The sequence below is a fragment of the Flavobacterium sp. genome, from assembly GCF_027533505.1.
GTDB lineage: Bacteria > Bacteroidota > Bacteroidia > Flavobacteriales > Flavobacteriaceae > Flavobacterium.
Genome location: NZ_JAPZUB010000041.1, coordinates 17942 through 41596, shown reverse-complemented (window position 1 = coordinate 41596; position 23655 = coordinate 17942). Strand labels below are relative to the sequence as shown.

Genomic DNA, 23655 nt, shown 5'->3' with positions numbered 1-23655 from the left:
AGGAGCAACCCACATTTTTATAATTATGAATGATGAATTATAAATTATGAATGGTTTCAAGTTCAAAAAACAGCATCTGCATAGGAGCACCGAATAAATGAATTGAAGCATCTAGATTTATTTAGCAATACTGATTTCTGAATACTGCAACTGTTCACTGCAAATGCCTTGACTTTTTTGTTACTTTTTGTGTCAAGACAAAAAGTAAAAACCCCACTAGAACCACATACCTCCCACCAACCCACCAACCTAAAACTTTAAACTTGAAACCTGACACGAGGCTTTAGCCGACTGATGGAGCGAAGCGGAATAAACTTGAAACCTGAAACAAAAAAATTGTTTTTATAAAAAATAGTTTTATTTTTGTTACCTATTAACGCCACCTCATAATCTCAGTATTATGAACCTGCTCCTACTGGGAGCTTTTTTTTTATATGCACTTATGACTGAAGAAATAAAACAAGCTGAAGAAATCCAACAAATACCTCCCAAAAAAGTGGTTTTTTATTTTGATGGATTTAATTTTTACCATGGGTTTCAATCGTTGCGTGAAGAATGGAATGGGATTTCTCCTATCGTCGAAATGAAACAAACAGGACGTTGTAGAGCTCCTTAGTAATCGAAACGACAATTTACTCCATTACACTTTTTTAAACTTTTCCTCCCGCAATCCCACATACGTCCTCATTACACCCCAACCTGAAACTTGAAACTTGAAACTTCAAACCTGAAACTTACCAAAAGCGCAGCGCCTTCCTCCCCTTTAAAAACTTCGCGAACTTTGCGAATTCTTTGCCACTTTGCGGTTAAAAAAAGTCGCTATATACTAAATTAACCATTAAGAGAATTAAGCTTTTACACCACAACTTGAAACCTGATCCCGAAATTCCGGGATAAACCTGAAACCTGAAACCTTAAACTTTAAACTTTAAACAAAAACAAAACCCCGAGAACAACCACACCTGATCATCCTCGGGATTCTATACGTTCCAAAACTTGAAACTTGAAACCTGAAACTTTAAACTAATACCGTAAAAGTTCTTCAATCTTCACCCGCACCTTTTCCGCACTAGGAATCATCGTTTGCTCTAGCGTACTGTTCAACGGTATCGCCGGAAGATTTTCCGAACCAATCACCATCACCGGCGCATCCAAGTCACGGAAACACACCTCTTGAATACGACCCGCCAAACTCCGTGCAAACGAATTGTTCACCGGCTCTTCCGTCACCACCAAACATTTCTTCGCCTTACGTACTGATTTGAAAATCGTTTCTTCATCCAGAGGATACAGCGTACGCAAGTCCACAATCTCCACCTGTGTTGCCATCCCCGCCGAAGCGTTCAATGCCCAATGCACCCCCATCCCGTAGGTAATCACCGTAACGGTCTCTTGGGTTTCTTGCGGCCATATTTCTTGTACAATAGTTGCTTTTCCAAACGGTAACACATAGTCTTCCGAAGGTTCGTTCACCCGCGCCATCTCCGTGCCTTTCACCTTACTCCAGTACAACCCTTTGTGTTCCAAAATCACCACCGGATTCGGGTCGTAGTAAGCCGCTTTCAGCAAGCCCTTCAAGTCCGCCCCGTTACTCGGATACGCAATCTTAATCCCACGAATATTCGTCAACACACTCTCCACAGAAGACGAGTGATAAGGTCCGCCGCTACCATACGCCCCAATCGGCACCCGCAAGATCATACTCACCGGCCACTTTCCGTTGGTTAAATAGTTGGAGCGACTCACCTCGGTAAACAACTGGTTTAAGCCCGGCCAAATGTAATCGGCAAACTGTACCTCAACAATCGGTTTTAAGCCTACCGCCGACATCCCCACGGTCGAACCCACAATAAAGGCTTCTTGAATGGGCGTATTAAATACCCGGTTGTCGCCAAACTTCTGCGCCAAGGTCGCCGCTTCACGGAATACACCGCCCAAGCGTCCACCTACGTCTTGTCCGTACAACAAACATTCGGGATGCTGTTTCATCAGTTCTTCGACGGCAAACAAAGCACAATCCACCATCACCACTTTATCCTCCCGCTCTGGACAGCGCTCGCCCACTTCCTCCGTAATCGGTGTAGGGGCAAAATCATGCGTAAACAAATCCTCCGGGCGTGGATCTTCTGCCGCCAACGCCTTTTCGTAATCCGCTTCCACTTTTGCTAAAACGGCGGCTTCAATCGCTTGCAAATCGCTTTCCGTGAAACCCGCTTCCCGCATTTGTTGCCATAGCACCGGATATGGATCCCGCGAACGCGCTTCGTCCAAGTCGTCCCGGTACCATTCCATGCGCACCCCAGAAGTGTGGTGGTTCAACAACGGCACTTTCGCATGTACCAAAAACGGACGACGCTCGGTACGTATCGTTTGAATGACCTGCTCCAGTGCGGTATAACTTTCTATAAAATTCGCGCCATCAATGCTAATCGCCTCCAAACCATGGAAGCCCTTCGCATATTCAAACGCATTTTGGGCACGGGTTTCTTTGGCATTCGCCGAAATATCCCAGCCGTTATCTTGTACTAAATATAAAATCGGCAACTGCTTCAACGCCGCCATTTGAAACGCTTCCGCAATCTCTCCTTCTGTCACCGAAGCATCACCCAGCGAACAAACCACCAGCCCCCTTTCCCCCAACGGGGGTAATTCTGCTTCGAATCCGCCCCCTTCGGGGGTCGGGGGGCAATTCTCTTTGTACCAAAATCCCATCGCAGCGCCCGTCGCGGGAATCGCTTGCATCCCCGTCGCAGACGACTGGTGCGGAATCTTGGGTTTGTCAGCATCGCGCAAACTCGGGTGACAGTAGTACGTGCGACCCCCAGAAAACGGATCGTCACGCTTCGCCAGCAATTGCAACATCAAATCATAGGGCTGCATGCCAATCCCCAACAACATCGCGTCATCACGGTAATACGGGAAGGCATAATCTTGGGGACCCAATTGCATCGCCACCGCAATCTGAATCGCTTCATGACCGCGTGATGTTGCATGCACATATTTGGAAACGGTTTTAAAATTCGCTTCGTACCATTCCGCCATTGTTTTGGCAGTCACTAAGGTCGTAAACGCTTTTTCAAGTATTTTTTTATCTAACATAATGAGGGGGCGCGTCAAGCGCGAATTAACGAGCGGGCACAATCCATCCAAACGGATCGGCTTCCTGTTGAACTTTAAGGGCATTCAAGGTGTCATTGACCATATGCGAAACGGGATTGGCTTCGGGCAAGGTCAACGTGAAATCATTATTCCCGATTTCCTCCACCATCGCAATACCCACAGCAGTTCCCGTACCAAAGGCTTCTTCTAAAAGTCCGGCCGCATGAGCCGCTTTGATTTCATCCATCGTAATCGGACGCTCCGTCACCTCATAGCCTTTGTGACGCAACAAGTCAATCACACTCATGCGCGTAATTCCATTCAAAATAGAACCACTCAAACTCGGGGTGATGAACTTCCCATCCACTTTAAAGAAAATGTTCATGGTTCCCACTTCTTGGATATAATTAAAATCATGGGCATCCAACCACAAGACTTGGTCGTACCCTTTTGCTTTGGCATACTCAGTTGGACGAATCGCTGCTGCATAATTTCCAGCCGCTTTCGCTTCTCCAGTTCCTCCGTTTACGGCACGAACGTATTTCTTCTCCGCATACAGTTTAATCTTGCGACTAAAGAAAGGACCCGCCGGTGAGGCCATGATGATAAATTTATACGAGGTAGCCGCACGCATCCCGATAAACGCCTCATCCGCATACATAAACGGACGTAAATACAAGGCGCTACCTTCTTGTGTCGGAATCCATGCTTTCTCAATAGCTACATATTGTTTTAATGCTTCCACAAACAAATCTTCAGGAAAGGCAGGCATCCCCATACGATCAGCACTGTGGTTTAACCGCTTGGCATTCTCCTCCGGACGGAACAACAACGGTGTACCGTCTTGACCCAAGGTGGCTTTCATACCTTCAAATATCGCCTGTCCGTAATGCAACGCCATGGCGGCTGGATGCGTCGGAATCAAGGCTAAGGGTTCGATACGCGGGTTGTGCCACGCCCCATTTTCATAGTCACAAATAAACATATGGTCGCTAAAGCGCGTGCCCATCACGATGTTGTGAAAGTCCACACCGGCCGCTTGCGACTGGGCTACTTTTGTAATTTTAATTTCTTGCGTCATTGGTATCATGCTATTTTAGTAGGTTGTGTTGGTATCAAATTGTTCGAGATAATCGCCCACCTTGCGTAGGAACGAACCCCCTAAGAAGCCGTCCACCACCCGATGGTCAAACGAGAGCGAGAGAAACATCATACTGCGAATCGCGATCTCATCTCCTTTTTCCGTAGTAATCACCTCCGGACGCTTTTTGATAATTCCAAAGGCTAAAATCGCCACTTCCGGTTGGTTGATAATCGGTGTACCCATCAAACTTCCGAAGGTACCCACGTTGGAAATCGTGAAAGTGCTCCCCTGAATCTCTTCGGGTTTTAATTTATTATTGCGCGCACTTTCCGCCAAGTGATTGACCTCTTGCGCCAACGCGGCAAGGGATTTTTCATTGGCATTACGCACGACCGGAACAATCAAATTCCCAGTAGGAAGTGCGGTAGCCATCCCGATATTAATCTCTTTTCGTACATAGATTTTGGTGTCCTCTACCGCCACATTAATCAACGGATACTCCTGAATCGCTTTGGCAACGGCCTCCACAAACAAGGGAGTAAAAGTCAACTTCTCCCCAGTCTTCGCTTGAAACGTATCTTTATGAGCGGTACGCCATGCCACCAAGTTGGTCACGTCAATCTCCAAATACGAAGTTACGTGTGGTGAGGTTTGCTTCGAATACACCATATGGTCGGCAATCATCTTGCGCATACGGTCCATTTCGATGATATAATCTTTCCCTTCGGTATAATTGATTTTCGGTTTAGGGTAAGAAGACGTCGATGGGTTGGCAACCACCGGTTTACTTTGCACGGGGTATTTGCGGTTGCTCAAATACTGATACACATCGCTTTTTTGTAAACGTCCGTCAGCACCCGACCCCGGAATCAATTGCAGTTCCTCAATCGAGAGGTTTTCCTTTTGTGCAATGCTAATGATCAGCGGAGACAAAAAGGTAGTCCCCCCCTGACGCAGCTTCGCCTGAGTTGGAGCCTGCGCCTGCGACCTGCCTTGATCGGCTGACTGTTTACTGTTTACTGTCGACTGTTCACTGTTTACTGTCGACTGCTCACTGCTTACTGAAGACTGTTCACTGCTTACTGTAGACTGCTCCGTCGCTTCAATCAACGCCATCACGGTGCCCACGGCAACCACATCGTTTTTTTGAAAACGAATTTCTTTAATAACTCCCGAAACGGGTGACGGCACCTCGCTGTCTACTTTGTCGGTAGCGACTTCCAAGAGGGTCTCTTCGGCCGCGATATAATCCCCGACATTTTTCAACCAACTGATAACGGTGGCTTCTGCAATACTTTCACCCAGCTTGGGCATTTTGAATTCAACCATTGTTTTTGTTTCAGGTTTCAGGTTTCAAGTTTCAAGTTATTCTCCTATTGAAGGGATAACGATTACAATTGGAACCCGTATTTATTTCTTTTTAAATTCTTGTAAGGTGGCATAAAACGCTTCTTGCGTGGGTCGGTCTTTAGGGATTTCTCGTAAAGGTTCAACCGCCTGTAGCGTTTCATAACATTCTTGGGGCAACTGTTGGTACAACTTAGTTCCTTTGGTTTTCCAAGCAATCATTTCATCCGAAACGTCTTTAATGATTTCAGCCGGATTCCCCACCACCAGCTTCCGATTCGGAATCTGCATCCCCGCTTTGACAAACGCCAACGCCCCGATGATACATTCATCGCCTACGTTTACATCATCCATCAACACGGCATTCATCCCAATCAAGCAATTCGCACCCACATTAGCACCGTGAATAATGGCACCGTGACCAATATGCGCACCCGCTTTCAAGACCATCGTCTTTCCAGGAAACATGTGTAGCGTACAATTCTCTTGCACATTGCACCCGTCTTCAATGATGATTTCGCCCCAATCCCCACGGATAGCAGCCCCGGGTCCAACATATACGTTTTTCCCAATAATCACATTCCCCGTCACCGAAGCCTGCGGGTGAATAAAACTACTCTCGTGAATAACGGGGATGAACCCTTTGAATGCGTATATCATAGTAATGATTGGTTATTTTTTGTGATTAGTGATTAGTGATTAGTGACTAGTGATTAGTGACTAGTGATTAGTAACTAGTGATTACTACCAACTAATTACTGCTTATTGTCCACTGCTTACTGCTTACTGTCCACTGCTTACTGCTTACTGTTTACTGTTTACTACATACTGTTCACTGTTTACTATTTACTCCGTCCATTGTTTGAAAACTAGTCACTAGTTACTCAAACGTCTAATGACTAACGACTAGTCACTAATCACTAGTCACTTTTTACTCTAACGACTAAAGACTAGTCACTAGTCACTAGTCACTCTTACTTAAACTTCTCCAATTTTTGCTTCGTAAACTCACTCAATACCAAACGGCCACTGATGGCTGCGCGTTCGGCGAGTAAGGTATCCCAATCGTCGGTGCCGCGCCAGAAGACTTTCTTCATCTCCAGCATGGCTTCGGGATTGTAGGTGCAAAGGTGTTGTGCAAATGCCCAAACGGCGGCATCCAATTCTTCCAACGAAGGAAAAACTTGTGCAAACAAACCTTTCTCACGCGCCCACGAGGCTTCATAAAAGGTATTGGCATCAATGGCGATCTGCGAAGTTGCGGAAACGCCCATTTTGCGTTCAATGGCGGGTGACACCACAAAGGGTCCGATCCCCACGTTGAGTTCGCTCAACTTAATCGCGGCAAACTGGGTGGCCATACAATAGTCGGTTGCCGCAGCAATTCCAACGCCACCACCTACCGTTTTCCCTTGAATACGTCCGATGATCAACTTCGGACATTTGCGCATCGCATTGATGACATTCGCAAAACCCGAGAAAAATACTTTCCCCGTAGCCGCATCATTGATGGCGATGAGTTCCTTGAAACTCGCTCCCGCACAAAACGTACGGTCGCCACCGCTTTGTAAAATAATGACTTTCACCTCGTCGCGGTGGCCCACTTCGGTAATCGTTTGCGCCAATTCAGCTAATACCGCTCCGGGCAACGAATTCTGCTCCGGATGAAAAAACTCAATCGTAGCTATATTTTCTTGTAAGGTATGTTTTACGTAAGGTTCCATTTCTTTCAGTGTTCAGTGTTCAGTGTTCAGTATACAGTATACAGTATACAGTGATCAGTATTCAGTATTCAGTATTCAGTATTCAGTTAATAGCATCTATCTTCTTGCTTCGCTAAAGCATTAGCCCCGATAGAGCCGATATCCTCGCAGCGGAGCGGAGAGACCTGCCTGACGGCAGGCAGGTAAAGGCGAAAGCGGGAAATAGCTCCCAATTCTTACAGTAGATCAAACTGTTCAAAATGGTGGTTCAAATGTTTGCGTTCGAGTAAATAACTCTCGTAACGGTTCAAATGACCGAAGACCCTATTCTTCATCACCGCTTCGGGGTTTTGCTTGAAGAACGCGACATACGCCTCGCGCGCTTCCCAGAATTTGGCTTTGGCTGTCGCTAAATCCGGATGGATTAAGTCTTCCAACTCGCCTTTCTTCATCGTTGGGTAAGCGGTTCCTTTCGGGAACGGTTCGTAATTGTATAACGAGTGGTGCACTTTATCCAAAATCTTCTCTGGTGTCGCAATCTCGAAATCTTGCTTTTCACCCGATAGGATACGGTAGCCTTCTTCCAAATGTTCGATCAAATGTTGGGCCGTAAGAATCCCCCATTTCGGTTGCGAGGCTTCCGTTAATTTGTCCAAACATTCTTGGATTTTAGCGGAAGTCATTTCGGTAAATACGGTTTGTTTTTTCTGCACCATGGTCAGAATCGTAGCCACCGCTACCAATTCGTCTTCACTGTCAAAGACTTCAACAAACCATTTTACAATCCCACTCGGATGTTCGGCCGAAGCCACATCCCGCTCGATTTTCTGTTTGCACGTGAGTCGTACATACACTGTATCATTATGGTACAACGGACGTAAGAAACGGCATTCTTCCAAACCGTAATTGGCCGCCACCGGTCCTTTGTTGGGGTAGACGAACAAGCCCGCTGCCGCTGCCAATATAAAGTAGCCGTGGGCCGTACGCTTTTCAAAAATACTTCCATCCAACGAGGTGATATCGGTATGGGCATAGAAATGATCCCAGGTTAAATTCGCAAAGTTGATGATATCGGTATCGGTAATCGTACGCTTGTGCGTTTTCAACGACATTCCGGGTTGGATATCCTCCCAATGGTATTGGAACGGATGTTGGTCGGCTTCTTTGTACTTCGCATTCGCTTGGTAGATTCCGGTGATTTCGGTTAATGTGGTGGGCGAACCTTGAATCGCACAGCGTTGCATATAATGCTTGATTCCGCGCACGCCTCCCATTTCTTCCCCGCCACCCGCACGACCGGGACCGCCATGTACTAATAGCGGAAGGGGCGAACCGTGACCCGTGCTTTGTTTGGCGTTTTCACGGTTAAGCACTAAAATACGTCCGTGGTGTGACGCAGCATTGACTACATAGTCTTTCGCAATTTCATCGGAATTAGTTACAATAGAAGACACTAACGAACCTTTCCCCATTTGGGCCAATTCGATGGCTTCATCCAAATTTTTATAGGGCATAAGCGTCGACACCGGACCGAAGGCCTCGATTTCGTGTACTGCAGTATGTTCGAAAGGTCGGTCTTGACGCAACAAAACGGGCGCCACGAAAGCCCCTTGTAAATCGGCACCTTGAAGGGCAATGTTATCCCAATCGCCACCGTACACCAACTGACTGTGTTGCGCCAGTTCGTTCACACGACTTTTGAGTACTTCAACTTGGTGTTTGCTTACTAAAGCCCCCATGCGCACTTCTTTGAGGCGTGGGTCACCAATCGTTACTTTATCTAAAGATTTGGCCAAGGCATTTTGTACCTCATCCATCAAGTTTTCAGGAACAATCATACGGCGAATGGCGGTACATTTCTGTCCGGCCTTCACCGTTATTTCGCTACGCGCTTGGTTGATGAATAAATCAAATTCGGGGGTTCCCGGCACGGCATCTGCGCCTAAGATAGAGGCATTCAACGAATCCGCTTCCATTGTAAACGGAACGGCTTCTTCGATGATGCGTGGATGGGCTTTCAACTTACGTCCGGTAGCTGCCGAACCCGTGAAAGTAATCACGTCCTGACTTTCAACCGTATCAAAGATGTTCGTAACGGTACCACAAATGAGTTGCAATGCACCTTCCGGGAGGATGTTCGATGCAATAATTTCACGCACCACCGCTTCGGTCAAATACGACGTAGAAGGAGCGGGTAAAACTACCGCAGGCATTCCCGCCATCCAGTTGACCGCGCATTTTTCCAACATTCCCCAAATCGGGAAGTTGAACGCATTGATGTGAATCGCCACCCCTTTTTTGGGCACCATAATGTGATGCGCCATAAAACGACCGCCACGCGATAAGTCGATGGGATCGCCCTCTACGTGGTAGGGTTGATTCGGGAATAATTTACGAAGGGAAGCATTGGCAAATAGGTTTCCAAATCCCCCTTCAATATCAATCCAGCTATCGACACGCGTTGCCCCGGTGCGGTAACTGAGGTCATAAAATTGTTCTTTGCGTTTGTTTAAGTAGAGCGCCAAACTTTTGAGCATATTCCCGCGCTCTTGAAACGTCATTTTACGCAATTTTTCACCGCCTTTGGTACGACCATAGTGCAAAATTGCCGGAATATCCAAGCCTTCTACAGAGGTTTCTGCGATAAACTCGCCCGTCACCGCATCGTAGGTAGGTATACCCGAACCGGTGGCGCTGGTCCACTGACCTAAAACGTAATGTTGAATTTTATTCATATCATTTTTTTTTGACGCTGAGCGTCTTTATATTTTTTTTGAAGCACAAACTCCGGTGCTTTTGGGTATGTTTGGTCCCGCTGTTCGCTGTATCCCTTCACTGCGTTGCGGGGATGCCGCTGCCATCGGGGCTAATATGAACGTTTATCTTTTTAAGCGCGCTCAATAATCACGGCATACCCCTGTCCTACACCAATACACATGGTAATTAAGGCGTATTGTTTACCCGTTTGCTGCAATTCTAATGCGGCAGAATAGGCAATTCGCGCACCCGTTACCCCTAGTGGGTGACCGATTGCAATAGCCCCTCCATTCGGGTTGATGCGTGGATCGTTATCGGCTAATCCCAAAGCACGGATGCACGCAATACTTTGTGCAGCAAAGGCTTCGTTCAATTCGATAATATCCATTTGTTCTACTGTTAAACCCGCTTTCGCTAAGGCTTGCTTACTCGCCTCTACGGGTCCGATACCCATAATACGCGGTTCAACCCCAACTACGGCCGAACTCACGATTCGGGCTAAGGGTTTTAATCCGTATTCCGCAACAGCTTCACTCGAAGCCACAATCAAGGCTGCCGCACCATCGTTCAATCCAGAAGCATTTCCAGCGGTTACGCTACCGTCTTTGCGGAAGGCAGGACGGAGTTTGGCCAATCCTTCTAGGGACGAACTGGGTTTGATGAACTCATCCTTGGCAAACACGATGGGATCGCCTTTGCGTTGCGGAATCGTTACGGGAGCAATTTCTTGTGCCAAGCGACCGCTTTGTTGGGCTGCGGTGGCTTTCTGCTGACTATGTAAGGCGAAGGCATCTTGGTCTTCGCGCGAAATTTGATACAAATCCACTAAGTTCTCAGCGGTTTCCCCCATGGCGTCGGTGCCGTAGATTTCGTGCATTTTGGGGTTGATGAAACGCCATCCGAAGCTGGAATCATACATTTTGCTGTCGGTCCCATAAGCGGCTGAAGGCTTGGACACGACTAAGGGTCCGCGGGTCATATTTTCCACACCACCTGCAATAAACACTTTTCCGTCACCGGCTTGAATGGCGCGGTGTGCGTGAATGACTGCTGAGAGTCCGGAGCTACACAAACGGTTGACGGTTTCTCCCGGAACGGTATAGGGTAAGCCCGCCAACAATAACGCCATACGCGCTACGTTGCGGTTGTCTTCCCCGGCTTGGTTGGCACAGCCTAAAATCACATCGGCATAAGCGTCTGTGGGGATTTGTGCATTGCGTTCCACCAAGGCTTTGATGACGTGAGCCGCTAGATCGTCTGGGCGCACGGCTGCAAGCGTTCCTTGGTAATTTCCGATGGGCGTTCGAAGGCCGTCGATGATGTAAGATTCCATATATTTTTATTCCTGGATTGCACAAGGCAATCGATTTTAGTGTTTTACTTCATTTGAGCAGGAGCCCCTAGCCCCGACCTACCTACGGCAGGCAGGTTTCGCAGGGAATAGCTCCAAAAAAAACTACCATTCGCGTTCGCTACGGAAAACCGTTCCTTTAAACAGCGCGACGGTGGTTTCGTTTTTGGTTAGGGCAACGGCATAGAATCCGAAGCGGTTTTTGAGGGCTTCCTCGGTGGCGGTGGCGGTGATGACATCCCCGGCTTTGAGGGTTTCCACATGGTTGATGGACGTATCGATACTTACCGATTGGCGTCCGTGCGAGTTGGCAGCAAACGCTAGAGCACTATCGGCCAACGCAAAGGTGATGCCTCCGTGTGCGATGCCAAAACCGTTGAGCATTTCTTCGCGAACGGTGAGTGACAGCGTACAGGTCCCGTGATCAATATGTACCAATTCGATCCCTAGCCATTGGCTAAAGGCGTCTTTGGAGAGCATGGTATGGACGATTTCGGCAGGCGTCATGGGAGTTATGAATTATGAGTAATGAGTTATGAGTTGTTAGTGATTAGTGACTGGTGACTAGTGATTAGTGACTAGTGATTAGTGACTAGTGATTAGTGACTAGTGATTAGTGACTAGTGATTAGTAACTAGTGACTGGTGATTAGTGACTGGTGATTAGTGACTAGTGACTGGCTAGCCCCGAAACTTGGGGGTGACAGGTGGTTTGTATTTTTACCATTCTTCATTATTTTCAATAGTTTATCCATCCAACTAATTACTAGTCACTAGTTACTAATCACTTATATAAAACCGCTGGTTGGCTTTAGCCATTCTACGAAGGAGCGGACTGCAGCGGTAGCGGTCTTCGCGGTATTCGTCGTAGAGGGCATCGAGTTTGTCGACGCACCATTGCAATCCGAGTTCGTCGGCCCAAGCGAGGAGACCTTTGGGATAATTCACCCCTTTGGTCATGGCATTGTCGATGTCTTGTACCGAACCTACATTCAGGAAATGGGCATCGGCAGCCTCATTGATAAGCATGACGATGACCCGTTGAAAAATACATTGTGCCATTGCTGTATCTTCTTGGGGAAGAGGCATTGCTGCACTGTAATCATAGAACCCACGACCGGATTTTCTTCCGAAGAAACCGGCTTCCGTTAGCCGTTTTTGGGTAAACGCCGGTTTGTACCGTGGATCAAAATAGAACGAGGTAAACACCGATTCGGTTACGGCATAGTTCACATCATTCCCGATGAAGTCCATGAGTTCGAACGGCCCCATACGGAAACCGCCTACGGTTTTCAACGCCCAGTCGATCGTAGCAAAGTCGGCCATTCCCTCCTCATAAATCCGCAAACTTTCACTGTAAAAGGGTCGGGCCACACGATTCACAATGAATCCGGGCGTGTCTTTGGCTACGGCTACTACTTTTTTCCAAGAACGAATGGTGTCCACGGCGGTTTGCAACACGGCTTCTGAAGTTTGTACGGCAGGAATGACTTCCACCAATTGCATTAACGGTGCGGGATTAAAAAAGTGAATCCCGATGACGCGCTCCGATTTTTGGCAAGAAGCTGCAATTGAGGCAATCGACAGTGAGGAAGTATTGGAGGCTAAAATAGTTGTTGGCGCCACGATGCTTTCGAGTTCGGCAAACAACTTGCGTTTTACCTCTAGATTTTCCACAATCGCTTCAATCACCAAATCCGCATCGGACAAATCGGACAACGCAGTCACATACGCAGTTCTACTTTGAATACCGGCTTTCGTATCGGCGGTGATTTTTTCTTTCTCCACCAATTTTGACAAAGTGGCTTCAAGTGCGGCTTTGCTTTTATCCAATGCGCCTTGGTTCACATCAAACAATTTGACGGCACATCCGGCGGTAGCCGCCACTTGTGCGATACCACTGCCCATGGTTCCCGAACCGATAATCGCCACATTGATTAACGAATGAAGATTAACGATTTTTGATTTTTGATTTTTACTTTCTATCATGGTATTGCTTTTTTGAGGAAGCGGTTTTAATACTCGCTACAAATATTGAGACTAACTCATCATTTTCATTAATTAATCGTCTCAAATCTTCCTCTTTTTCAATTAAAGCTGCTCTTTGTTGTATTTTCAAATTGATCAAACTCTCTCTAAGTTCTTTCAAAACTATTTTCATTTTGTGAAGAAAATCATTGGGTGACTCTCCACTTCTTGCTTCACCATAATTCAGTGCTGCTGATGTTGAGGAACGAATTAGTTGTTTTGTTAAATGTTCTGAAGCGAAAGTAGGATTCTTCTTTTGCGTAAGATGTATCACATCAACTGCAAATTGAATTAATCGTTCTTCTAAACTACTCGGCTTCATATTCATCAATCAAAAATCGTTAATCTTCATTCGTTAATCAACAATCGTTAATCTTTAGTTTCCTTTAAATTCTGGTTTGCGTTTTTCGACAAAAGCGGCTACGCCTTCGCGGTAATCGTTGGACGAACTGGCTTCGATTTGCAAGTCGCTTTCCATAGCCAATTGTTCTTGAAGGTTATTGATCATGGAACGGTTCAACAATTTTTTGGTAAGCGCTAGTGCATGCGTTGGCATGTCGGCTAACGTTATGGCTAACTTTTGTACTTCCTCTTCGAATAAAGCGTTGGGATAACATTTATAGATCATTCCCATTTCATAAGCTTCGGTCGCCGACACTTTATCGCCGAGCATCATCAAGGCGGAGGCCTTTTGGAATCCGATTAATCGAGGTAAGAAAAAGGTTCCCGCGCTATCGGGCACGAGACCGATTTTGCTAAAGGCTTGGATGAAAGCAGCATGTTCGTTGGCCACCACAATATCACAGGCCAAAGCGATATTCGCTCCTGCTCCTGCGGCAACACCGTTAACGGCAGCCACGACGGGTTTTTCGATCGCGCGTATGCGTTCGATAATGGGATTATAGTGTTCCTCTAAGATTTTTCGGAATCCCGGATTGAGTTCGGGTGTGGTCACTTCTTTCAAGTCTTGACCGGCACAAAAAGCTTTCCCGTTTCCGGTAATCACAATGGCGCGCACTTCAGGGTCTTGGGCCACTTCATCCAAAGCGGATTGCATGGAAAGAGCCATTTCGCGGTTGAAGCTATTGAATACTTCGGGTCGGTTCAAATGTAGGTACGCGACCTTGTTTTCAATCTTTTTTTCAATTGAAGTTGTACTCATCGGTATATTGGTTAGTTGTAAGCGAACTTACGTTATGGTTTATTATATAAACACCTGCAGCAACCGAAATTGTGCAGGTGGGCATTATTTTAAGCATTTAAAATAGTCAAAGGGTTCGTGGCATTCCTCGCATTGAAACAAGGCTTTGCAGGCGGTCGAACCAAACTGACTGACTAATCGAGTGTGGGTGGAACCGCATTGCGGGCACTTTACTATTTTTTTATTTCCGAGTAAGGCTTCTTTGTCGGCTTCCTCGGTTAAGGGCGCTGCGATGCCATAGGCTTCGAGTGCTTTTCGTCCGCGTTCGGTAATCCAGTCGGTAGACCATGCGGGGGCTAATACGAGTTTGACCTGCGCTTGGTACCCTTCTTTGGCGAAAGCCGCTTTGATATCATCGGCGATGGTATCCATGGCGGGGCAACCGCTGTAGGTGGGTGTGATTTTGATGAAAACCTCGGTTCCCTCGACCGCCACATCACGCACTACGCCCATGTCCATAATGGAGAGGACGGGAATCTCAGGATCGGAAACCGACTCGAGAATGGCCGTTATCTGCGGTGTAATGGTCTTCATTTCAATCAGCATAGTCTTACCAAGTCATGTTTGGATACGTGCGTTGCATGTATTGCATATCGGTCAAAATAAAGCCCATGTGTTCGGAGTGCATTCCCTCTTTACCTCCTTTTAAGAAATACTTCAAATCAGGCACGGTTAAGGTCGCTTCTGTCAACAAGGCGGTAATTTCTTGCATCCAAGTGTCTTTCAATTGGGACACATCCACCCCTACTCCCGCTTCAACCATGGCGGTGTCATCAGCGGTCATTAGGAATAATTCGTTGGTGAACGTCCACAAATTGTCGAAGGCTTCTTGCATACGGTGATGACTTTCTTCGGTTCCGTCGCCCAAGCGTTTGATCCAATCGCCGGAGAAGCGCTTGTGGTAACTTACTTCTTTGATGCTCTTTTTGGCAATGGCAGCAAGTACCTCATCGTTGCTGTTTTGCAATTGTTCCAACAACAAGAGATGGAATACATCAAACAAGTATTGACGGGCCATCACATAGCCGAAATCGGTGTTGGGTTGTTCAACCAACAAGACGTTTTTGTATTCGCGTTCTTTGCGCAAGAAGGCCAAGGTATCTTCGGTAGCTTCACCCCCTTGGAGTTCGGCTGCATATTGATAATAGCTACGGGTTTGACCCAACAAGTCGAGTGCGATGTTGGTCGTGGCAATATCGGTTTCCAAACTCGGTCCGTGCCCGCATAATTCACTTAAGCGTTGGCCAAGGTTGAGTGCGTTGTCGGCGATTCCGAGGATGTAGTTGATTTTTGAATTGCTCATGTTTTTTTTAGTCGTTAGACGTTGGACTTTAGACTTTAGACGTTGGACGTTGGACGTTAGACGTTAGACGTTGGACTTTGGACTTTAGACTTTGGACGTTAGACGTTAGACTTTGGACTTTAGACGTTAGACGTTAGACTTTGGACTTTAGACTTTGTAATTTAGATCTACTCCTTTACGTTTCTAAAGACTAACGGCTAATGTCTAATGTCTCATTTACATATGCTTTAGCTCATCCGGCAATTCATAGAATGTGGGATGACGGTATACTTTATCCAAAGCGGGTTCGAAGGTCTCTCCGTTTTGCTCTGGATTGGAAGCTGTAATTTGACTTGAGGGTACGACCCAGATACTTACCCCTTCGCCGCGGCGGGTGTAGACATCACGAGCGTTTTCTAAAGCCATCGTAGCATCGGTTGCGTGTAGGGAACCGCAGTGACGGTGTTCTAATCCGTTTTTGCTACGGATAAAGACTTCCCAAAGAGGCCAGTTGTTCATACAATTATGAGTTATGAATTATGAATTATGCGTTGTTACACTGCTTTTTCGAGGTTGCGTTGGGTTTGTTTTTCGGCGTAGGCCATGGCGGCATCGCGCACCCAGGTTCCTTTTTCCCAAGCCGAACGACGGGCTTCCAAACGTTGTTTGTTGCATTTTCCGTGGCCGTTAACGACTTGCCAGAACTCTTCCCAATCGATTTCACCGAAGTCGTAGTGTTTACGCGCTTCGTTCCATTTTAGGTGCGCATCTGGAATTTTTGCTCCCAAGATTTCGGCTTGCGGTACCGTTTGATCCACAAACTGCTGACGGAGTTCGTCGTTGGTTTTGCGTTTCAATTTCCACTTCACCGATTGTTCGGTGTTGGGTGATTCGGCATCGCGGGGTCCAAACATCATTAAAGACGGCCACCACCAGCGGTTTAAGGCATCTTGCACCATGTCTTTCTGTTCTTGCGTTCCTTTGGACATCGTTAATAAGATTTCGTAGCCTTGGCGTTGGTGAAAACTTTCTTCTTTACAGATGCGAATCATCGCACGAGAATAGGGTCCGTAAGACGTTCCCATTAACGCGACTTGATTCATGATGGCGGCACCGTCAACCAACCAACCGATGGCACCGATATCGGCCCATGTGAGCGAAGGATAATTGAAAATGCTGGAATATTTGGCTTTACCCGTATGCAATTGTTCATACATTTCATCACGGGAGATTCCGAGAGTTTCAGCGGCGCTGTACAAGTACAACCCGTGTCCGCCTTCATCTTGGATTTTGGCCAACAAGGCTACTTTACGGCGCAAGGATGGTGCGCGGGTAATCCAATTGGCTTCGGGCAACATCCCCACGATTTCGGAGTGGGCGTGTTGTGAAATTTGACGAATGTGCGTTTGGCGGTATTTCTCCGGCATCCAATCTTTGGGCTCAATTTTCTCGTCGTTATCGATGCGACGTTGAAACAGTTCTTCTAAGTTTTTAATCTCTTTTTCTGACATAGCTGTATCCTTTTCGTTTGACAACTTGATGATCCCGAAGGCACATCGTTTTTTTGTTTTTAATTATATCCCTTTTTGGGATTTTATGTTTTGAAATTCAGTATTCTTATTTAGCCCCGGTGGAAGCGGCATCCCCGCAACGAAGTGGAGGGATACAGCGGACGACGGGACAGTGCTTCTTTTGAAACCAAGGGTTCTTGCTCCCAAAAATTACACGCCAAAATCGACCACTACTTTCTTGGAGGTTGGCACGGCTTGGCAGCTCAACGTATAGTTTTTGGCCAATTCGTCTTCTTCCAGCGAATAGTTCAGTTTCATTTCGACCGATCCTTCTTTGACGATACAACGGCAGGTGCTACACACCCCTCCTTTACAAGCATACGGTAAATCGGCACCGGCGGCAATGGCTCCGTCGAGGATATTGTCAAAATCATCGCCCATCACAAAGTGGAATTCTTTACCGCCATCGATGATAGTCACTTCGGTACCTTCGACTTTTTTCTCGACAATTTTGCTGATGCGTGCTTTGTCGGCTTCGGAGATTCCGGTGTTAAACAATTCGAAATGAATATATTCTTTAGGTAAACCTGCTGCCGTGAGTTCGTCACGCAACAAGTGAATCATCTCTTCGGGCCCACACAAGAAACAATCGTGTGTATTGGGAATATCGATGATTCTTTCGGTTAGGGTTTTAATTTTTTCTTGGGTAAAACGACCGTTGAACAATTCGGCGTGGCGGTGTTCTTTGGTCAAGAAATGAAAAATCTCAAAACGGTTGAAATAGGTGTTTTTCAATTGTTCAATTTCTTCTTTAAAGATAATGGATTTTACGCTACGATTCAGGTAAAACAGCTTAAAAGTACTGTGGGGTTCGTTGGCCAAGTGCGTTTTGATAATCGACAACATGGGAGTTATTCCACTTCCTGCGGCAAAAGCGATGTAATTTTTGGCTACTTCAGGTTGTGTTTCTACATAAAACTTCCCATCGGGTGCCATCACTTCGATTTCGTCCCCGGGTTGCAACTGTTCGTTGACATAGGTAGAAAACAAGCCCCCCGGAATTTGTTTGACGGCCACTTGCCATTTGTGCTCGTGGGGTGCGGAACAAAGCGAGTACGAGCGACGCACTTCTTTTCCTTCTAACTGGGTTTTGAACGTGAGGTGTTGCCCTTGTTTGAATTGAAAAGCCGGTTGGATTTCGGCAGGAATGTCCAAGGTCACCACGGAACAATCTTTGGTTTCCTTGTAAATATCGGCAACTTTTACCTTGTAAAACTGAACCATAATTTGCGTTTCTTATTTAACTAACAAACGTTAGTTTACGATACAAATTTAGTGATTTTTTTTAAGGGTAACGAAAACGTTGTAAATTTTTAACGTGCGTTTACGGTGATGCCATTGAGCAATACGTTGCGCATATCGTCGCGTAAGGTGTTTTCGCTGAGGCTTTTGGTTTTGTTGTACCAAATATAGAGTGTTCGGAGTGTAGATAAGATAGAAAAAATAATTACCTCAGGATTACGGTGTTGAATTTCGCCATTATGAATTCCTTTTTTTACGATTTGACGAAAATTCTCTTCGTAATCGGTGCGCATTTTCAGGAAATATTTGAGGTCGGCTTCGTTTTCCAAGTGCATCCAATCGTTATTTAAACAAGCGAGTGCATCGGGATTGCGGAGGGTGATGTCGATGTGCAATTGAATAATGCGGTCGATTTTGGCGATTGCGGTTGCGTCACTTTGTTGGACTTCTTCCATTACGTTAGTAAATTCTTCAGCGATGGTGATGACGATGAGTACGAGAATTTCTTGTTTGGAAGCGATATGATTGTATAAACTGGCCGCTTTAATATTTAGAGCTTGGGCGATATCGCGCACAGTTACGGCGCTATACCCTTTCTCTTTAAAGAGTCGGGCCGCCACATTAATAATTTCGGTTTTGCGGTCGGAGGGTTTCATGGGAGTCAAATGTACACATTTTTGGGTTTGGTAACTTGAGTTACCTTGTGTGAGGCACGGGTCGTTTACCTTTGGTCAAAAATAACAGTATGGGATTATTCAACATTTTAGGTTTTGGGAGCAAAGGAGAAAGTGTGAAAGATTTTTTGCAAAAAGGGGCTGTGATTATTGACGTACGCACCTATGAAGAGTTTGCTTCGGGTCATATCCAAGGTTCGAAAAACATTCCGCTACAAGTGATCAACGGGAAAGTTGCCGAAATCAAAAAACGCAACCAGCCCGTCATTGTGTGTTGCCGTAGTGGTATGCGCAGTGCACAAGCTGCTTCATTATTGAAAGCACAAGGTATTGAGGTGATGAACGGCGGTGGCTGGGAACGTTTGGAAAAGGAATTGGGTTAGTCCTTGTTATCGAGAACAAAGGAAATGCATATCGTAGGATATTTTTGTTGAAATGTTTCGATTTTTTGGGATAAGTGCTGTTGAAATTTTCTCCAAGCCTGCGTATGTTCACGCTGTGGACGATGCTGTAATGCCCGTTTTAATTCAACAACCTCTTTCATAATAGGATGGCTTTCACTTGAAATTGCCTCCGTAGAGAATCGTTCCCAGATATAATCAATGGCAAGGGCATTGGGATGAATGAGGTCAGCCGCAAAGAAGCGGTAATCGCGCAACTCATCCATCATGATTTCATAGGCAGGAAAATAATACCACTTGTTATCGTTTTGTTTTAGGTTGTAAATCGCTTGCAACAAATTTCCTTTGCTTATGTGATTTTCTGTAAATCCATCTTTGGTATGACGCACGGGAGAAACCGTAAAAACAAATTGAATTTTTGGATTTATTTGCCGAACTAAACGCATGATTTCGGCTAGAGCTCCTTCTGTATCTTCGGCTGTAAGTAATCGCTTTTCAAATTGGGCATTGGGCACTTTATGGCAATTGGCTACAACCTGATTGGCAAAGGTATACACCCATGACGTTCCCAATGTTAGTATAAAATGAGTGGCTTGCACCAGTTGTTCATGAGCGGTAAAAAGAAGCGAATTTAACTGATGAATATAGCGTTCGGCCTCGGTTGTACTCCAACGAGAATGCACTTCATAGGATTGCCAGAGTTCGTTGTGAAAAAAAATATCTGCTTCAGTAAACGCTTGCTCCTGAACGATACGTGCCACCAAACGTTGCATGGAAAGCGCATTAAAAATAATTCCAAACGGATTCGCATCACTATCAAATCCGTAGTAGCGCAACTTTTCATTCATGTGTTCAGCAAAACACGACCCCATACTAAAGACTTTCGCTTGGTAACTGAGGGGGTTTTCGATAGGGTTTACAGGAACAGGAGTGTGTAATTGCATGGATTATTTTTTTTCAAAAATACGAATTCAGGGGTCAAAAAAAACCTCCCGTGTGGGAGGCTCTATTTATTTTATAAAATCGATTGCTTTGGAAAGGGCTTCTTCTATACCCGCCGGATTTTTCCCTCCAGCGGTAGCAAAAAACGGCTGTCCACCGCCACCGCCTTGGATGTACTTACCCAACTCGCGGACCACTTGTCCTGCATTTAAGCCTTTGCTATCCACCAATTCTTTCGAAATATAGCACGTTAGCATAGGTTTATCATCGGTTACAGTGGCCAAAACCAAGTAGATATCGGTTTGATTTTGCCCCAATTCATAGGCTAAATCTTTGGCTCCGTTGGCATCTAAATCCACTTGAGTCGCCAAAAACCGTACTCCATTTACCGATTGCAATTGCAAAGCCAGTTCACCTTTTAGATTTTTAGCCTTATCTTTTAATAACTGCTCGATTTGCTTTTTCAATTTGGTATTTTCATCCTGCAAACTCACCACGGCTTTCAACGCATCTTGTGGATTTTTCAACGTTTCTTTGATTTGAGCCAAGGCTGCTTCTTGCTGAGCAAAGAAATCAGCTACTGCCGTGCCGGTGATTGCCTCAATACGACGAATTCCCGCTGCGACTGCTCCTTCGGAAACAATTTTGAAATGCCAGATGTCTGCCGTGTTTTTCACATGGATTCCACCGCACAACTCCCGACTTTCACCAAATTCAATCATGCGAACGGTATCCCCGTATTTTTCACCAAACAAAGCCATCGCGCCTTTGGCCATCGCTTCTTGAATGGGTAGATTACGGTATTCTACCAAAGCCAATTGCTCGGCAATACGCGCATTGACAAAGTCTTCTACCTGACGAATTTCTGCATCGGTAACTTTGGCAAAATGTGAAAAGTCGAAACGCAAATAATTGGGATTTACCAACGACCCTTTCTGCTCCACATGTGTTCCCAAAACGGTGCGCAATGCCAAATGCATCAAGTGCGTTGCCGAGTGGTTTTTGGACGTTGCGGTGCGTAAATCGGTATTTACTTTGGCAACAAAAACGGCATTGACATTTTCAGGTAATGATTTGGCAAAATGTAAAATAAGATTGTTCTCTTTTTTGGTATCAATGATTTCAATGACTTCGTTGGCGGAAATGAGCGAACCTTTATCGCCCACTTGTCCCCCTCCTTCTGGGTAAAAAGGCGTGGCATCTAAAACGATTTGGTATAACAATCCGTCTTTTTTGGAATCTACCTTACGAATACGGGTAATTTTTACTTCATTTTCGGTTTGATCATAGCCGACAAAGGTTTCTACATTGCCTTCGATCAAAACCTTCCAATCCTCGGTTGTCACTTCGGAAGCCGCACGCGAACGCGCTTTTTGTTTGGCCAACTCCGCTTCAAACTCCGCTTCTTGATACGTAAATCCTTTTTCTTTTAAAATCAATGCTGTTAAATCTTTGGGGAAACCGAAGGTATCATACAGTTCAAATACCTTCTCTCCCTTGACTTCTTTGCCTTGGGTTTCGGCTACCACTTTATCGAGCAATTGCAACCCTTGATCGAGGGTTCGTAAAAACGAGGCTTCCTCTTCCTTGATTACATTGGTCACTAGATTTTGCTGCGAACGGATTTCGGGGAAGAATTCGCCCATTTGATCGGCCAAAACCGCTACTAATTGATGAATGAAAGCTTCTTTTTGGTTTAAAAAAGTAAAACCATACCGAATCGCACGGCGAAGAATGCGGCGAATCACATAACCGGCTCCTGTATTGGATGGCAATTGTCCATCGGCAATAGCAAAGGCTACGGCACGGACGTGATCGACAATGACCCGGATGGCAATATTGATTTTATTTTGTTCCTCTGAAATGGACTTGATTTCGTTGTTGGTGTAGTGTAACCCGGTAATATGTTCCACTTTTTGGATCAAAGGGGTAAACACGTCGGTATCGTAATTGGAGGTTACGCCTTGCATGGCCATACACAAACGCTCGAATCCCATTCCGGTATCCACATGTTGTGCGGGTAGTTTTTCGAGCGATCCGTCGGCTTTACGGTTGAATTCCATGAATACATTGTTCCAAATCTCCACCACTTGCGGATGATCGGCATTGACCAAACTGCGTCCTGAAACGGCAGCACGCTCGGCGTCGGTACGCAAATCGATATGAATTTCAGAACAAGGACCACAAGGCCCTTGATCGCCCATTTCCCAGAAATTATCTTTTTTATTCCCTAAGATGATGCGATCTTCTGCAACGTATTGTTTCCAAATATCAAACGCCTCTTGGTCGAAGGGTACATTTTCGGAAGGGTTGCCTTCGAAAACCGAGACGTACAAACGGTCTTTATCCAATTTCAAGACTTCGGTGAGAAACTCCCAAGCCCAGGCTAAGGCTTCTTTTTTGAAGTAATCGCCAAACGACCAATTGCCTAGCATTTCAAACATGGTATGGTGGTAGGTGTCGAACCCTACGTCTTCTAAATCGTTATGCTTTCCCGAAACGCGAAGGCATTTTTGGGTATCGGCAATACGGGGACTCTTAGGCGTGCCGTTGCCTAAAAAGAATTCCTTAAACTGCGCCATTCCGGAGTTGTTGAACATCAAGGTGGGATCGTCTTTTAAAACGATGGGCGCGGAAGGCACGATCAAGTGGTTTTTACTTTCAAAAAATTGGAGGTACGCTTTGCGAATGTCCTGCGATTTCATGGGCGAATTTCAATTGGTTTATGGTTTGGTTTTGGCAAACGGATGTTCGATATAGCCCTGATACCGCCCTTGTTGGAGCTCTTGGGAGCGTAGCGGACAAAGCGACGGGCGGGAGCAGGAGGAGGATGACATAGCACTCGGGGGTTTATGCTCCTGATAATCAAGCTACCACTGTGGAACTGCAACAAAATTTAGGTTTGCGCGAAACATTTCCTAAATTTGTTCGTATAACTACCGTTCGGCGTTTACCGCCACAAAAATAGTAAATT

Annotated in this window: 20 protein-coding genes and 1 pseudogene; 2 read left to right on the top strand and 19 right to left on the bottom strand. The window is 45.9% G+C overall.

From position 1 onward, the window contains the following. Positions 1-442: 442 nt before the first annotated feature. Complete coding sequence (locus tag O9316_RS09425; RefSeq protein WP_298203887.1) at positions 443-616, top strand: hypothetical protein; 174 nt, start codon at positions 443-445, stop codon at positions 614-616. Between the two features lie 407 nt (positions 617-1023). On the opposite strand, the gene O9316_RS09420 is transcribed toward O9316_RS09425, so the two are convergent. The 17 genes and pseudogenes from O9316_RS09420 to O9316_RS09340 form a co-directional block, all read right to left on the bottom strand. After that, entirely contained in the window at positions 1024-3099 is a 2076-nt protein-coding gene (locus O9316_RS09420; protein ID WP_298203886.1) for a thiamine pyrophosphate-dependent enzyme, read from the bottom strand. A 25-nt stretch (positions 3100-3124) separates the two neighbouring features. Continuing rightward, positions 3125-4189, bottom strand: coding sequence for a branched-chain amino acid aminotransferase (locus O9316_RS09415; RefSeq protein WP_366941539.1), 1065 nt, complete (start codon positions 4187-4189; stop codon positions 3125-3127). Between the two features lie 6 nt (positions 4190-4195). Then, complete coding sequence (locus tag O9316_RS09410) at positions 4196-5512, bottom strand: dihydrolipoamide acetyltransferase family protein (protein WP_298203885.1); 1317 nt, start codon at positions 5510-5512, stop codon at positions 4196-4198. Positions 5513-5593: 81 nt separating this feature from the next. Further along, positions 5594-6190: a transferase hexapeptide repeat family protein gene (locus tag O9316_RS09405; protein WP_298203884.1), complete on the bottom strand. Its 597-nt coding sequence runs from the start codon at positions 6188-6190 to the stop codon at positions 5594-5596. Between the two features lie 314 nt (positions 6191-6504). Further along, positions 6505-7254: an enoyl-CoA hydratase/isomerase family protein gene (locus tag O9316_RS09400; protein WP_298203883.1), complete on the bottom strand. Its 750-nt coding sequence runs from the start codon at positions 7252-7254 to the stop codon at positions 6505-6507. A gap of 215 nt (positions 7255-7469) precedes the next feature. Continuing rightward, entirely contained in the window at positions 7470-9968 is a 2499-nt protein-coding gene (paaZ, locus tag O9316_RS09395; RefSeq protein ID WP_298203882.1) for a phenylacetic acid degradation bifunctional protein PaaZ, read from the bottom strand. Positions 9969-10120: 152 nt separating this feature from the next. Further along, a complete protein-coding gene (pcaF, locus tag O9316_RS09390; protein WP_298203881.1) occupies positions 10121-11323 on the bottom strand; it encodes a 3-oxoadipyl-CoA thiolase in 1203 nt (400 codons plus the stop codon). 123 nt (positions 11324-11446) lie between these two features. Beyond that, positions 11447-11848, bottom strand: a complete 402-nt coding sequence (locus O9316_RS09385) for a hotdog fold thioesterase (RefSeq protein WP_298203880.1) — start codon at positions 11846-11848, stop codon at positions 11447-11449. 272 nt (positions 11849-12120) lie between these two features. Then, positions 12121-13329 carry a 3-hydroxyacyl-CoA dehydrogenase NAD-binding domain-containing protein gene (locus O9316_RS09380; RefSeq protein WP_298203879.1) on the bottom strand — a complete coding sequence of 403 codons (1209 nt, stop codon included), beginning with the start codon at positions 13327-13329 and terminating at the stop codon, positions 12121-12123. Next, positions 13316-13690, bottom strand: a complete 375-nt coding sequence (locus O9316_RS09375; protein WP_298203878.1) for a four helix bundle protein — start codon at positions 13688-13690, stop codon at positions 13316-13318. Before O9316_RS09375 ends, O9316_RS09380 begins: the two co-directional genes overlap by 14 nt. A 54-nt stretch (positions 13691-13744) precedes the next feature. Next, positions 13745-14530 carry an enoyl-CoA hydratase-related protein gene (locus tag O9316_RS09370; protein ID WP_298203877.1) on the bottom strand — a complete coding sequence of 262 codons (786 nt, stop codon included), beginning with the start codon at positions 14528-14530 and terminating at the stop codon, positions 13745-13747. Positions 14531-14614: 84 nt separating this feature from the next. Further along, a complete protein-coding gene (gene paaD / locus O9316_RS09365) occupies positions 14615-15103 on the bottom strand; it encodes a 1,2-phenylacetyl-CoA epoxidase subunit PaaD (protein ID WP_298347124.1) in 489 nt (162 codons plus the stop codon). Between the two features lie 16 nt (positions 15104-15119). Further along, positions 15120-15875: pseudogene (gene paaC, locus O9316_RS09360) on the bottom strand (1,2-phenylacetyl-CoA epoxidase subunit PaaC); the annotation flags it as partial. A 213-nt stretch (positions 15876-16088) separates the two neighbouring features. Further along, complete coding sequence (gene paaB, locus O9316_RS09355) at positions 16089-16370, bottom strand: 1,2-phenylacetyl-CoA epoxidase subunit PaaB (RefSeq protein WP_297515969.1); 282 nt, start codon at positions 16368-16370, stop codon at positions 16089-16091. A gap of 35 nt (positions 16371-16405) precedes the next feature. After that, a complete protein-coding gene (gene paaA, locus O9316_RS09350) occupies positions 16406-17362 on the bottom strand; it encodes a 1,2-phenylacetyl-CoA epoxidase subunit PaaA (protein ID WP_298203874.1) in 957 nt (318 codons plus the stop codon). A gap of 210 nt (positions 17363-17572) precedes the next feature. Next, entirely contained in the window at positions 17573-18646 is a 1074-nt protein-coding gene (gene paaE, locus O9316_RS09345; protein ID WP_298203873.1) for a 1,2-phenylacetyl-CoA epoxidase subunit PaaE, read from the bottom strand. An 89-nt stretch (positions 18647-18735) separates the two neighbouring features. Next, positions 18736-19320, bottom strand: a complete 585-nt coding sequence (locus O9316_RS09340) for a TetR/AcrR family transcriptional regulator (RefSeq protein WP_298203872.1) — start codon at positions 19318-19320, stop codon at positions 18736-18738. Positions 19321-19409: 89 nt separating this feature from the next. Between O9316_RS09340 and O9316_RS09335 the strand changes: the two genes are divergently transcribed. Next, on the top strand, positions 19410-19721 hold the full coding sequence (locus O9316_RS09335) for a rhodanese-like domain-containing protein (protein WP_298203871.1): 312 nt from the start codon (positions 19410-19412) through the stop codon (positions 19719-19721). Here O9316_RS09335 and O9316_RS09330 read toward each other — a convergent pair. Together O9316_RS09330 and alaS are read right to left on the bottom strand one after the other, a co-directional pair. Continuing rightward, the gene (locus O9316_RS09330) at positions 19718-20683 is read right to left on the bottom strand and encodes a GSCFA domain-containing protein (RefSeq protein WP_298203870.1); all 966 of its coding nucleotides are present in this window, start codon (positions 20681-20683) and stop codon (positions 19718-19720) included. The two genes, O9316_RS09335 and O9316_RS09330, sit on opposite strands and share 4 nt — an antisense overlap. A gap of 66 nt (positions 20684-20749) precedes the next feature. Further along, positions 20750-23386 (bottom strand): alanine--tRNA ligase, encoded by a 2637-nt coding sequence (gene alaS / locus O9316_RS09325; RefSeq protein ID WP_298203869.1) that lies wholly within the window; start codon positions 23384-23386, stop codon positions 20750-20752. Between the last annotated feature and the right edge of the window lie 269 nt (positions 23387-23655).

What these genes read in the sequence shown, in the direction of transcription:
- O9316_RS09380 (WP_298203879.1), bottom strand. Translation starts at nt 13,329, where the DNA reads ATGATAGAAAGTAAAAATCAAAAATCAAAAATCGTTAATCTTCATTCG.
- O9316_RS09330 (WP_298203870.1), bottom strand. Translation starts at nt 20,683, where the DNA reads ATGCAATTACACACTCCTGTTCCTGTAAACCCTATCGAAAACCCCCTC.
- alaS (WP_298203869.1), bottom strand. Translation starts at nt 23,386, where the DNA reads ATGAAATCGCAGGACATTCGCAAAGCGTACCTCCAATTTTTTGAAAGT.
- paaE (WP_298203873.1), bottom strand. Translation starts at nt 18,646, where the DNA reads ATGGTTCAGTTTTACAAGGTAAAAGTTGCCGATATTTACAAGGAAACC.
- paaZ (WP_298203882.1), bottom strand. Translation starts at nt 9,968, where the DNA reads ATGAATAAAATTCAACATTACGTTTTAGGTCAGTGGACCAGCGCCACC.
- O9316_RS09400 (WP_298203883.1), bottom strand. Translation starts at nt 7,254, where the DNA reads ATGGAACCTTACGTAAAACATACCTTACAAGAAAATATAGCTACGATT.
- O9316_RS09370 (WP_298203877.1), bottom strand. Translation starts at nt 14,530, where the DNA reads ATGAGTACAACTTCAATTGAAAAAAAGATTGAAAACAAGGTCGCGTAC.
- paaB (WP_297515969.1), bottom strand. Translation starts at nt 16,370, where the DNA reads ATGAACAACTGGCCTCTTTGGGAAGTCTTTATCCGTAGCAAAAACGGA.
- O9316_RS09340 (WP_298203872.1), bottom strand. Translation starts at nt 19,320, where the DNA reads ATGAAACCCTCCGACCGCAAAACCGAAATTATTAATGTGGCGGCCCGA.
- O9316_RS09335 (WP_298203871.1), top strand. Translation starts at nt 19,410, where the DNA reads ATGGGATTATTCAACATTTTAGGTTTTGGGAGCAAAGGAGAAAGTGTG.
- O9316_RS09410 (WP_298203885.1), bottom strand. Translation starts at nt 5,512, where the DNA reads ATGGTTGAATTCAAAATGCCCAAGCTGGGTGAAAGTATTGCAGAAGCC.
- O9316_RS09375 (WP_298203878.1), bottom strand. Translation starts at nt 13,690, where the DNA reads ATGAAGCCGAGTAGTTTAGAAGAACGATTAATTCAATTTGCAGTTGAT.
- O9316_RS09385 (WP_298203880.1), bottom strand. Translation starts at nt 11,848, where the DNA reads ATGACGCCTGCCGAAATCGTCCATACCATGCTCTCCAAAGACGCCTTT.
- O9316_RS09415 (WP_366941539.1), bottom strand. Translation starts at nt 4,189, where the DNA reads ATGATACCAATGACGCAAGAAATTAAAATTACAAAAGTAGCCCAGTCG.
- O9316_RS09420 (WP_298203886.1), bottom strand. Translation starts at nt 3,099, where the DNA reads ATGTTAGATAAAAAAATACTTGAAAAAGCGTTTACGACCTTAGTGACT.
- paaD (WP_298347124.1), bottom strand. Translation starts at nt 15,103, where the DNA reads ATGAAGACCATTACACCGCAGATAACGGCCATTCTCGAGTCGGTTTCC.
- O9316_RS09405 (WP_298203884.1), bottom strand. Translation starts at nt 6,190, where the DNA reads ATGATATACGCATTCAAAGGGTTCATCCCCGTTATTCACGAGAGTAGT.
- pcaF (WP_298203881.1), bottom strand. Translation starts at nt 11,323, where the DNA reads ATGGAATCTTACATCATCGACGGCCTTCGAACGCCCATCGGAAATTAC.
- paaA (WP_298203874.1), bottom strand. Translation starts at nt 17,362, where the DNA reads ATGTCAGAAAAAGAGATTAAAAACTTAGAAGAACTGTTTCAACGTCGC.
- O9316_RS09425 (WP_298203887.1), top strand. Translation starts at nt 443, where the DNA reads ATGACTGAAGAAATAAAACAAGCTGAAGAAATCCAACAAATACCTCCC.